The sequence below is a fragment of the Bacillus sp. CZDM1 genome (assembly GCF_055502545.1).
On sequence record NZ_JBUESO010000001.1, the window covers coordinates 556,658 to 568,902 of the forward strand.

At 37.4% G+C, this 12,245-nt stretch carries 12 protein-coding genes; 2 read left to right on the forward strand and 10 right to left on the reverse strand.

What is annotated here, in order from left to right; translation table 11 throughout:
• Positions 1 to 34: 34 nt before the first annotated feature.
• Positions 35 to 928, reverse strand: a complete 894-nt coding sequence (locus tag ACY3XC_RS03000) for a deoxyribonuclease IV (RefSeq protein WP_464867211.1) — start codon at positions 926 to 928, stop codon at positions 35 to 37.
• Positions 929 to 952: 24 nt separating this feature from the next.
• A complete protein-coding gene (locus ACY3XC_RS03005; protein ID WP_464867212.1) occupies positions 953 to 2,263 on the reverse strand; it encodes a DEAD/DEAH box helicase in 1,311 nt (436 codons plus the stop codon).
• Between the two features lie 261 nt (positions 2,264 to 2,524).
• On the opposite strand from ACY3XC_RS03005, the gene vrrA reads away from it, so the two are divergent.
• Both vrrA and ACY3XC_RS03015 read left to right on the forward strand, forming a co-directional pair.
• Entirely contained in the window at positions 2,525 to 3,175 is a 651-nt protein-coding gene (gene vrrA / locus ACY3XC_RS03010) for a VrrA/YqfQ family protein (RefSeq protein WP_464867213.1), read from the forward strand.
• A gap of 150 nt (positions 3,176 to 3,325) precedes the next feature.
• Positions 3,326 to 4,264 carry a 4-hydroxy-3-methylbut-2-enyl diphosphate reductase gene (locus tag ACY3XC_RS03015; protein ID WP_464867214.1) on the forward strand — a complete coding sequence of 313 codons (939 nt, stop codon included), beginning with the start codon at positions 3,326 to 3,328 and terminating at the stop codon, positions 4,262 to 4,264.
• 25 nt (positions 4,265 to 4,289) lie between these two features.
• On the opposite strand, the gene ACY3XC_RS03020 is transcribed toward ACY3XC_RS03015, so the two are convergent.
• The 8 genes from ACY3XC_RS03020 to ACY3XC_RS03055 form a co-directional block, all read right to left on the reverse strand.
• A complete protein-coding gene (locus ACY3XC_RS03020; protein ID WP_464867215.1) occupies positions 4,290 to 5,405 on the reverse strand; it encodes a Nif3-like dinuclear metal center hexameric protein in 1,116 nt (371 codons plus the stop codon).
• Positions 5,383 to 6,114: a tRNA (adenine(22)-N(1))-methyltransferase gene (locus ACY3XC_RS03025; RefSeq protein WP_464867216.1), complete on the reverse strand. Its 732-nt coding sequence runs from the start codon at positions 6,112 to 6,114 to the stop codon at positions 5,383 to 5,385. The genes ACY3XC_RS03020 and ACY3XC_RS03025 overlap by 23 nt, the downstream gene beginning before the upstream one ends.
• 79 nt (positions 6,115 to 6,193) lie before the next feature.
• Positions 6,194 to 6,550, reverse strand: a complete 357-nt coding sequence (gene cccA / locus ACY3XC_RS03030; RefSeq protein WP_179157158.1) for a cytochrome c550 — start codon at positions 6,548 to 6,550, stop codon at positions 6,194 to 6,196.
• Between the two features lie 503 nt (positions 6,551 to 7,053).
• Positions 7,054 to 8,181 (reverse strand): RNA polymerase sigma factor RpoD, encoded by a 1,128-nt coding sequence (rpoD, locus tag ACY3XC_RS03035; protein ID WP_179157159.1) that lies wholly within the window; start codon positions 8,179 to 8,181, stop codon positions 7,054 to 7,056.
• Between the two features lie 42 nt (positions 8,182 to 8,223).
• Positions 8,224 to 10,032 (reverse strand): DNA primase, encoded by a 1,809-nt coding sequence (dnaG, locus tag ACY3XC_RS03040; protein ID WP_464867217.1) that lies wholly within the window; start codon positions 10,030 to 10,032, stop codon positions 8,224 to 8,226.
• Positions 10,033 to 10,070: 38 nt separating this feature from the next.
• Complete coding sequence (locus ACY3XC_RS03045) at positions 10,071 to 10,340, reverse strand: DUF188 domain-containing protein (protein WP_464867218.1); 270 nt, start codon at positions 10,338 to 10,340, stop codon at positions 10,071 to 10,073.
• A 383-nt stretch (positions 10,341 to 10,723) separates the two neighbouring features.
• On the reverse strand, positions 10,724 to 11,533 hold the full coding sequence (locus ACY3XC_RS03050) for a pyruvate, water dikinase regulatory protein (protein ID WP_464867219.1): 810 nt from the start codon (positions 11,531 to 11,533) through the stop codon (positions 10,724 to 10,726).
• A 68-nt stretch (positions 11,534 to 11,601) separates the two neighbouring features.
• On the reverse strand, positions 11,602 to 12,237 hold the full coding sequence (locus tag ACY3XC_RS03055) for a helix-turn-helix transcriptional regulator (RefSeq protein ID WP_218781039.1): 636 nt from the start codon (positions 12,235 to 12,237) through the stop codon (positions 11,602 to 11,604).
• Between the last annotated feature and the right edge of the window lie 8 nt (positions 12,238 to 12,245).

The following is a 12,245-nucleotide window of genomic DNA, read 5'->3' on the forward strand; positions in this document are numbered from 1 at the left end:
CAAAAAGCTGTGCTCTTGAGCACAGCTTTTCCTCTTACGAAAGCATGATTTTATCTAAAAGATTTTCGTTAAACTTTTTCTCTCTCAGCATTTCAATTTCAAATAAGTACGGAGGCTTTTTATTATCTTTATCCTCACCAACATATGGTGTCTCTAGAATCTTTGGTACATCTTTCAGCTGTGGATGGTGGACGATATAATTGATAGCATCAAAGCCGATATGACCAAAGCCGATATTTTCGTGACGGTCTTTTCTCATCCCGACTGCATTTTTACTATCATTAATATGAAGTACCTTTAGTTTATCTAAGCCGACAATTTTATCAAATTCATTTAATACACCATCAAAGTCTTCGACAATGTTATATCCAGCATCATGAGTATGACAGGTATCAAAACAAACAGAAAGCTTGTCGCTATAGTTTACACCATCGATAATCATCGCCAATTCCTCAAATGACTTCCCACATTCAGAGCCTTTACCTGCCATTGTCTCTAAAGCAATTTGCAGCTGCTCTTTTCCAGTTAGCACTTCATTTAAGCCTTCGATAATTTTCTTTATCCCAGCCTCAGTACCAGCACCAACATGTGCACCTGGATGCAGCACAATTTGTTTAGCGCCAATTGCCTCAGTTCTTTCAATTTCTGTTCGCAGGAACCTTACACCTAACTCAAAAGTATCTGGATTCGTGGTATTACCAATGTTGATGATGTATGGAGCATGGACAACAATTTCAGAGATACCGTTCTCTTCCATATGCCTTCTCCCTGCTTCAATGTTCAAATCCTCAATTTTTTTTCTTCTAGTGTTTTGCGGTGCTCCTGTATAGACCATGAATGTATTAGCACCATATGAAACGGCTTCCTCGCTCGCTGCCAGCAGCATTTTTTTACCGCTCATTGAGACATGTGATCCTATTTTCAACAAAACCTTCTCTCTCCCTTCAAATTCTTACTTCTTCTTTAATCTTCTCTGACGTTTTTTTATTTTGTCCATTTCCCACTGCATTTTCTTTTTGTAGCCTGGTTTAACTTTTTGAGGTTTCTTGACCATTGTTTTAGCAGCCTTATCTGCTTCATCCTCTTTTCTTACCCTTGTTTTTCTTTTATTGCGATCCTCTAATTCCACAAATTCCTCTTTTTTAAGATCGACGTATTTAAACTGAATCCCCATCTTTTCAATGCGGTTTAATGCATCTTCATCGGAAATATCATAAATGGTGAGGGCAATTCCCGAGTTTCCGGCTCTTGCAGTCCTTCCTACCCGGTGAATATAAAAGTCTAAATCAGTAGGTAATTCATAGTTAATTATATGACTGATTCCTTCAATATCAATTCCTCTTGAAGCTAGGTCAGTCGCAACGATATATTGGTACTCTAAATCTTGAATTTGTTTCATCATTTTTTTCCGTTCACGGGGGTTAAGATCTCCATGGACACGAGCAACCTTTAGCCCCTTATTAATCAAAAAGTTAGCAACCTCTTCCGCCATCTTTTTTGTATTTGTAAACACAATCGCTAAATACGGATTGTATTGAATAAGAGCATCGTGAACAAGCTGTTTTTTATTTCTGTGCCTAGAAGGCAATAGATAATGTGTTAAATTCTCAGCACTTTTTCTCTTGGCATCAATTTGAATAGATTTCGGATTTTCCATGTATTTTTTGAGAAACGGTTTAAGTTTTTCGGGAATTGTTGCCGAAAATACAAGCATCTGTAATTTCTCAGGCATTTTTGCAGCTACTTGATCCAAATCCTCGATAAAGCCCATATCAAGCATCATATCTGCTTCGTCAACGACAAGAATCTCCGAAGTATGGACAAATAGTGCTTGTTCAATCATCAAATCTTTAATTCTTCCAGGAGTTCCAACTACAATTTGGGGCTGTACTTTTAGTTTATCAATGGTTCTTTGTTTGTCTGTACCACCAATGTAGCATCTAGTCATGATCGCTTTGTCAGGACTGCAATGCTCTGTCACCTTTAAAATTTGATGATAGATTTGGGAAGCAAGCTCTCTTGTTGGTGCTGTGATGACAGCTTGTACCTCTTGTCGCTCTGGATTTATTTTTTCTAGAATGGGTAATACAAAGGCAAGTGTTTTACCTGTACCAGTTTGTGATTGACCGATGGCACTTTCATTTTTCAGAACCAAAGGTATCATTCGTTCCTGAATTTCAGTTGGTTCATAAAAACCTTGTTCCTTCATTGCGTCTATTATAAAAGGTTGAAAATTAAAACGTTCAAAACGATTTTCCTTCATGTAATTGCTCCTTATATATTAATATCTACCGTTAATGGAGTAGTTTTCTTACAAGTTTTCTCCAAGCAAGAGCTTCCACTTTTATTTCCATCTCGTAATTATAGTAAAGTTTCGTCTAAATAACCAGTTATTATCATCTTTTACTTTTGGACTACTTTTAATCATGAAAATTTACTGTTTATCCTAGTGTTTATTTCTAAACCAAATTCAGGAAATTGCATACCTTAAATTATAAGGCTTTTTTGAGAGGAGGACTTACGTATGCAGCAGCCTAGACCGAGATATCCCATGTACGGGCATATGAGTCCAAACATGATGGGAAGAGGACCATACGGAGGTCAACAGCACATGATGAATCCTTATGGCGGCAGTGGACCGATGATGGGTTTTCAGCAGAATTATAACAGTGGCAGCGCTATGATGGGACAAACGATGGGAAGAGGGCAAGGAAAACGAAATGGCGGTGGCTTACTTTCGAAAATTCTTGGCGGGAAAAAGCAAGGCAATCAAGCAAGAGGTCTTGGAGGCGTGCAGACAGCCGGCCGAGCTGCTCCCAGCGGAGGAGGAGTTGGTTCGATACTTCAAACACTAAGTAATCCGAACAGTCTGACAGGATTTATTAACAACACCCAACAGGTTTTGAATTCAGTTCAATCGATAACACCAATGATTCAGCAATATGGACCATTAGTCAAGAACATCCCTATGATGTGGAAATTGTATAAAGGTTTTAAAGATTTACCAACGGAGGAACAAAGTGAGGAAATCAAGCCAGATTTAATGGCGGAGGAGTCTGATCCTTCCACTATTGAACCCAAGAAAAAAACTAAAAAGAAAAGTGTTGTTCAATCTGAAAGTGTTGGAGAAAAAACACGACCAAATGGGCCATCTGTTCCTAAACTATACATTTAAACAAATGGATGCTGAGAAAACAGCATCTTTTTTTGCAGGAAATTTTTACAGAAATTTCATAGGAAAATTGTATCTTTGTATTATTTCTATTAGTTTTATATAATAAATACATAGATTCAAAGTCATTGTTCCATAGGAGGACTTTATTATATGCAAATCATTAAGATTTCACCGCGCGGATACTGTTATGGTGTCGTTGACGCCATGGTCATTGCAAGAAATGCTGCACTAGATAAATCATTACCACGCCCTATCTACATTCTAGGGATGATCGTTCATAATAAACACGTAACAGATGCATTTGCCGAAGAAGGAATTATTACACTCGACGGAAAAAACCGCAAAGACATTCTTGATAAGGTAGATACTGGAACTGTAATTTTCACAGCTCATGGTATATCCCCTGAAGTAAGAGAGCTTGCGAAAAAGAAGGGACTTGTTACGATTGATGCGACATGTCCAGATGTAACAAGAACGCATGATTTGATTGAAGAGAAAACAAAGCAAGGATTTCAAGTCATTTATATTGGAAAAAAAGGCCATCCAGAGCCTGAGGGTGCTGTTGGTGTAGCACCTGATCTCGTACACCTTGTCGAAACACCAAGCGATGTAGAAGCCTTAAACATTCATAGTGATAAATTGATTGTTACCAATCAAACCACCATGAGCCAATGGGATGTAGCTGATACAATGAAAAAGGTTCAGGAAAAATATCCGCATGCAGAGGCTTATAATGAAATATGCAACGCCACACAAGTTCGTCAGGAAGCTGTTGCTGGACAAGCCACTGAAGCAGATGTAACCATCGTGGTAGGAGATCCGATGAGTAACAACTCCAATCGACTCGCACAAGTTTCAGAGGAAATTGCTGGTACAAAGGCCTATCGAATTGCCGATATCTCAGAGTTAGAAATTGAGTGGATTAAGGATGCAAAGAACGTCGCCGTAACTTCTGGTGCTTCTACACCTACACCAATCACCAAGGAAGTCATTACATTCATAGAGCAATTTGATCCCAATAACGAAGCAACCTGGGAACGCCGGAAAAACGTTCCGTTAAATAAAATATTACCTAAAGTTAAAAAATAACCGGTCGTGTTGACCGGTTATTTTTTTATACATATTGAAACGGATCTGTGTTTACTTCTGAAGGGAAAATTTCAACTTCATAGCCAGATTCCTTGCACATTTTTGAAAGTGTTGCCGTTAGTCCCTTTTTCATAATTTTTTCGACATTATGACCAGGATCTATCATGTTCAATCCCTGCATCATCGCATCATGAGCAGTATGATAATAAATATCTCCAGTAATATAGACATCTGCGCCCTTAAACTTTGCGCTCATGAAATATTTATTGCCATCTCCGCCTAATACGGCCACTTTCTTGACACGTGATGATAAATCACCAACCACCCTAACCTTATCAACTTCTAAAGCTTCTTTTACCCTTCCAGCAAATTCTCCGAGTGTCATTTCTTTGACAGTTCCGATTCTGCCAAGCCCAAGAACTTCCCCTTTATTTTCAACAGGATAAATATCATAAGCAACTTCTTCATATGGATGAGCTTTTATCATAGCCGTAATTACCCTTTTTAACAGATGCTCAGGTACAATGGTTTCGATTCTTACTTCACCCACTGATTCTAAACGACCTTGCTGTCCAATATGCGGGTTCGTATTTTCCCCAGGTACAAACCTCCCCGTTCCATCAGCTGAAAAGGAACAATGGCTGTAATGACCGATATAACCAGCACCAGTATCCCCAAGGACCTTTCTAATCTCATCAGCGTGACTTGCCGGTGTGTAGACAACTAGTTTCTTAAGTTTCGTTTCGTATGTAGGTACTAGTACTTCAGAGCTTTCCAATCCCAGTGCGTTCGCTAGGAGGTCATTTACCCCGCCTTTAGCCACATCAAGGTTTGTATGGGCAGCATAGACAGCTATATCATGCTTTAATAGTTTTTCAATCATTCTTCCCTGAACCGTGTCTGTTAGGACATTCTTTAGAAAGCGAAAGATTGGCGGATGGTGGGCAATGATTAGCTGGACATTCCTTTCAATGGCTTCATCAATCACCTCTTCAAGGACATCAAGGGCAATCATGATTTTATCAATTTTCTTGTTCAAACGGCCAATTTGTAAACCTATCTTATCACCCTCCATTGCAAGACCCTTAGGTGAAAACTGTTCAAATAATTGAATGATTTCATGCCCATTCGCTTTCTTCATTGTCCAATACCTCCTTTACTAAATTGATTTTTTCTGAAATCTCTTGCTTTTTCTCATCTGTTTCTGCAGAAGGTGCAGCACTTTCAAGCTGTTCATAAATCCGCTTCCAGTTCTTTATTTCTAGGCTCCATTTCTCCTTAAACGCACTTACTTTCCTTTGAAGGAGAAAAGGTCCGACTAAAAGGCCAGTTTCTAAATTTATATCTCTATATGGCTTTAATGGGTCGCCACTTTCAGCCACTAATATCTCATATATTTTGCTATCCTCTTCAATGATTTCTTCTGCGATCAGTTCCCAATTGTTATCGATTAACCAGTTTCGAATGGCAATTGCATTTAGATTGGGCTGCAACACAAGTCGCTTAACTCCCGAGAGCTTCCCCTTGCCATTTTCTAAAATATTGGCAATAAGAGTGCCGCCCATTCCGGCAATGGTAATACAATCCACATCGCCTGGCTGAATTACCGCCAAACCATCACCCATTCTCACTGAAATCATATCAGTAAGTCCTTCTGCCCTTACATTTTTTTCAGCAGACTGAAATGGGCCTTTTGCTACCTCTCCAGCGATCCCAAAGGTTATCACACCATTCTTAACAAGATAACTTGGTAAATATGCATGGTCTGAACCAATATCTGCTAACTTTGAATCTTTTGGAACAAATTTTGCTACCGTTTCTAACCTTACGGATAATTTATCTGTATTCAAATCATTCACCACTTTTTATGTATTACTTACAGTATAAAAAAAGTCCTTTACATTAGCAAAGGACCTTTTCGTTGTAACATTATTTAATATTTGCTAACCATTCAGCCATTGCATCGGCTTCCTCAGGTTTAACCATGCCCCCTGGCATAGCACCTTTACCATTAACTACAATTTCCTTAATCTCATCTTGGGATAACCTGTCGCCAACTCCTGTTAGAGCAGGACCCATTCCCCCTTGATATGCATCTCCGTGACACCCTATACAAGAATTGTAAATTTCCTCTGGACCTCTTGCAACCTGTTCTGTTTCGGTACCGCCTTCTTTTTCCTTGGCAAGCTCCTCACTATCCCCGAGGCCTTTGAAAGACAATAAGAACATTAGTCCGATTCCAAATACAAAGATTAGGATGTATGGAATTACCGGATTTCGATTCATCATATAACCTCCCTTATGTACGTATAGCTGTAAATAAATAGTCTTCTACAAACAACTACTATTTTACTTTAAAAACTTAAGAAGGAAAAGCCCTAAACTTACTTTGTCACGATAATATTTATAAAAAAAACAAAACCAGCTGATTTTTACAGGAAATGTCAGCCTGCTTATTCTTCCCTTTTATTCCTTTTATCAACCAATTTTTCGTGCAATTGTGCATGTAATATTCGAAGTATTAAAAAACCTTTAATTAATTTTTGTTATTTTTGAATATGAATTACATACTCTCAACATCTATTGTCTTGGGGAATGAGCAATGGAATACCCTTTCTTACAAAAATGAATTGTGATTAAAATCAAAAAGTTTCCTTTTACCTATTTGCAAAGTGTAAAACAATTCAGTAAAATAAATACAAAAGAAGAAAGTGCTTTCATTTCCAATTATCTCAAAAAAATAGTTTACCTCTTAGTTAGAAGTAAACTACTTTTTAATATTTAGTTATTTATTCTAAAAAGTCTTTTAGACGCTTACTGCGACTAGGATGTCGTAATTTACGCAAAGCCTTTGCCTCAATTTGGCGGATACGTTCACGGGTAACACCGAAAACCTTTCCTACCTCTTCTAGCGTGCGCGTGCGGCCGTCATCCAATCCAAAGCGTAAACGAAGGACGTTTTCTTCACGATCTGTTAATGTATCAAGAACATCTTCTAACTGCTCTTTTAATAATTCATAGGCAGCATGCTCAGAAGGTGAAGTAGCATCTTGGTCTTCAATGAAATCACCTAGGTGTGAATCATCCTCTTCACCTATAGGCGTTTCAAGGGATACAGGCTCTTGAGCAATCTTTAAAATTTCTCTTACCTTATCTGGTGTTAAGTCCATATCTTCACCAATTTCTTCTGGTGTAGGTTCGCGGCCTAAGTCCTGAAGTAATTGTCTTTGAACACGGATAAGTTTATTAATGGTTTCAACCATATGAACCGGAATACGAATAGTCCTCGCTTGGTCAGCAATTGCTCTTGTGATCGCTTGACGTATCCACCATGTAGCATAGGTACTGAACTTAAAGCCTTTTTGATAATCAAATTTTTCAACAGCTTTAATTAATCCCATATTGCCTTCTTGAATCAGATCAAGGAAAAGCATACCACGTCCAACATACCGCTTTGCAATACTAACCACCAGACGGAGGTTTGCTTCAGCTAGTCGTCGCTTCGCTTCTTCGTCACCTTTTTCGATACGAAGTGCCAACTCTTTTTCATCGTCGGCGGAAAGCAAATCAACACGGCCAATTTCTTTTAAATACATACGGACAGGGTCATTTATCTTAACTCCAGGTGGAACGCTAAGATCATTTAAATCAAACTCATCGTCATCCCCTTTTGCTAATTGCTTAGGGTTTGGATCTTCGTCTTCACTTTCACCCACTAATTCAATTCCCTGCTCAGTTAGGGATTCTAAAAAGTCATCCATCTGATCGGATTCTAAATCAAAATTTGCCATTCTTTCCGCAATATCATCATAGGCAAGGACGCCGGTTTTCTTTCCCAGTACCGTTAACTGGTCTTTTACTTGTTCAAAAGTCAATTCGTTCTCGGCCTCTTTTGAACGGGCTGATTTTTCAGCCATATGTCCCCCTCCTTCCAGAATCAAAGACATTAAAAATGGAATCTATAGCGATTTACGCAATTGAATAATTTCATTCCCAATTGCGGCAGCTTTACTAAAATCACTTTGTCGCTCAGCTTCTTTTTGTTCCACTTCTTTTTCTTTTATCTTTAACAATTTTTGATAATTCAACACCTGTTTGATATAATCAGTTAATTCTTGATTGCTTAATTCTTCATTAATTGACATCATTTCAATATCAGCAACTATTCTTCTAAGATTTTCATCTTGAATATAGGTTAAAAACGCACTAGAATCAGGATTCATATGCTCTTCGTAAAAACCAATTAGATATGTTATTATTGCCTGATGTTCATCGATATTAAACGTATTACCCCGTAATAAATCCTGAACCTTGTAAGCTGTGTCTCGATCTCTTAACATATGGGCCATTAACCGTCTTTCAGCGGTGTAATGAGCAGGCTTTAATTTCTTATCCTGTTTAACCATAACGCTGGGCTTATTTATTGTCGGTGTTTGACCATTTGACTTCTTTTTTTCTGTGAAGAAAATTTGTTTCAACTGTTGCTGTAAGGCGTCAAGAGAAATTGAAAACTCAGAGGCAAGCTGCCGCAAATAATGATCTTTTTCAACAGCTTTTGTCAATTTACTTATTTCTTTAAGTATTGTTTCGATATAGGCAAGTCGATCTCCTTCTATTTGAAGATTTTTTCCTCTTCGAAAATAAAGAAATTTAAATGCCATCCATGTATGACTTGCACCTATTACCTCATTACGAAACTTTTCCGGACCATTCTTTTTTATATATTCATCTGGATCAAGTCCATCAGACATCATAGCAACTTTTATTGAACAACCCGCATCAATGAGCATATTCCCAGCTCTAAATGCAGCTTCAATTCCTGCTTTGTCTGAATCAAAACAAATCGTTATCGACTCAGTATTCTGCCTTATGAGGTTAATGTGCTCTTCTGTTAAAGAAGTACCCATTGTGGCGATACCATTTTCCACACCAGATTTATCTGCAGTTATGACATCAGCAAATCCTTCAAAGAGAATAGCTTGCTGCATTTTTCGTATACTTGGTTTGGCCAAATGAAAATTATATAAAATTTTACTTTTATTAAAGATTACTGTTTCTGGACTATTTAAATATTTGGGCTCATCGGCCCCTAATGATCTCCCAGAAAAAGCAATGCAGTTTCCATTGCGGTCAAAAATCGGGAACATAATCCGATCTCGGAATCGGTCAAAGTAAGTCCCATCCCTTTCTCGTTTGATAATCAATCCGGCCTTTTCCATTAATTCTGGAGAAAAATCTCTTTTCGTAAGAAATTTGTATACAAAATCCCATGAATTTAATGAATAACCAATTTGAAATTTATCTATCGATTCTCGGGTAAAGCCTCTGTTCAACAAATACTCTAAAGCATGTTGACCGTCTTTCGTATTTACCAATAAGTGATGGTAGAATTTACGCAAAAGCTCATGTGCGTCCAGCATTGACTGAAGTTCTGGAGAAACACTCTTACCCTTGCCATTAACTGAGAAGTTTACTTGTAAGTCAACATTAGCCTTTTCAGCTAATTTAACGGCTGCTTCTAGAAATGAAATTCCTTCAAGCTCCATTAAAAATGAGAAAACATTTCCTCCCGCTCCACAGCCAAAGCAATGATAAATTTGTTTATCGGTTGAAACGGAAAATGATGGGGAGTTTTCTCCATGGAAAGGACATAATCCGAAGTAGTTTCGCCCTTGTTTTTTTAGTTGAACATATTCGCTAATAATTTCAACAATATCAACAGACTGACGAATTTGATTAATTTTTTCTTCGGCAATCCGTTCTGCCATGAAAAACATCTCCAATTATACTTATTCTGCAAAGAAATCTAAATTCCTGCATATTTCGACAAAATTTTAGTTAGTTCCTTGAAAAATTTTGCACAATCATCAGAATTAAAAAGCCCAATATCCTGTGTTACAGTAATATCCCCCTTTGCAGTATGATTCATAATGAATAAGTCCGCCGCTTCTTTTCTGGAATCAACTTTCCATGTAGCATTACCATATGTAGTCGTATTGTTTCCAAGATGATCATAAGAAGCAATAAAATGGAAAAAGTAGAAGCAATTTCGACAATTTCCTCTTTCAACGGGCATGAATCTGCATCGACAAATTTTGTTCGAATCCCATTTGTATAAGTATTAATTCTACATCTCTCAGCAAATTCCTTCTTTAAGATGTTAACTTTTTTTAAGTAAACTCGCCAATTAGCTAGCCCTAAATGGCGCATCATTAGGGTAGTTGTACTTATATATTCAGAATTAATAAATGTGAGATCTGAATAGCCCTTAAAAGACTTATGTCGAATTTTTTTCTTTAGGTTCCCTTGACATCTAACAATAAATAGTTTATTCGTATACATGCAAGTCTAAACCTAAAAGATGCATTTTTATCACAATTTTTTATTATAGTACATTCTTTTCTACATTTCCATACTTTTTTAGCCTTATTTGAAAAACACATAATCTAAGATTATGTGTTAGGACCTTCTTTTATGAAAGTAATTTAGAATAACATTTGCTGTTTCTTCCACAGCCTTATTGGTAACATCAATAACTGGACAATTAATTCTATTTACTATCTTTTCAAAGAAGGTTAATTCATCCCGAATTCGTTCAATATTCGCATAGCTTGCCTGGTCATTTAATCCGAGTGAGATTAACCGTTCACGCCTAATATTATTTAGTTTTTGCGGACTGATTTTTAGTCCAAAACATTTTTCAGCGGGCACTTTGTATATTTCCTCTGGAGGGTCCACTTCTGGAACTAGGGGTACATTGGCAACTTTTAACCGTTTTAAAGCTAAATATTGAGACAAAGGAGTTTTTGACGTCCTAGATACTCCAATTAAGACAATATCAGCTTTTAATATTCCCCGTGGGTCTCTTCCATCATCATATTTCACAGCAAACTCAATGGCTTCTACTTTTTTAAAATAGTCTTCATCAAGTTTTCTTACAAGTCCGGGTTCGCACAGAGGGGCTTTCCCACTAAAAATTTGAATTTGATCCATGATTGGTCCCATTAAGTCAACAGCGTAAATTCCTGCTTCATCCGCTTTTTCCTTCATATAAATCCTCATATCAGGTTTTACAAGAGTAAATGCAATCATAGCGTGGTCCATTGAAACTAGCGAAATTACTTCATCAATATGTTCCTTGTCCTCCACATAAGGGAATCTTTTCAATGTCATTCCTGATCCATTAAACTGGCTGATTGCTGCTTTTGTAACTAATTCAGCTGTTTCCCCCACTGAATCAGATACTACATATATGACTGGTGTGATCATTCTTCCTCAACAGCTCCTCTGGAATTACTTTTATTATTTATCTAGGTCTGGGCCATAGATATTACGAATCACTCATCACCCAAGGCAACAAATGCTTTTGTGATATTTGTTTTAGTTATTCTGCCGATTACTTCATAACCATTTTCTGACTGCCTTACTACAGGTAACGCGTCAATTTGTTTATCGATTAGTAACTTAGCGACATCGATTAATAAGTCATCCATTTCACACATTGTAATATTAGGCATTCTAGTCATAATGATGTTTATTGGCAGTGCCGTAAGCTCCTGTTTGCCGATACTGGCTCTAAGCAAATCTTTTCTTGATAAAACCCCAACTAGCAGAGCGTTTTGATCTACAACAAATAATGTTCCCACATCCTCAAGGAACATTGTACATATCGCATCATAAACTGAAACATTTTCCCTCACTATGACAGGGATTGAATTATAATCTCGTACAAGAATCTTCTGGAGGTTTTCCGTCAATAACTGCGTTCCAGATTTCCCTGTATAAAAGTAACCTACACGAGGTCTTGCGTCCAAATATCCTGCCATTGTTAATATGGATAAATCGGGTCTTAATGTTGCTCTTGTTAGATTTAGCTGTTCAGCAATGCTTTCCCCAGTTATCGGTCCATTATCCTTTACTATTTGAATAATAGTTTCTTGGCGTTTGGTCAGTTCTATTTTTCTCACCACCATATTTAATC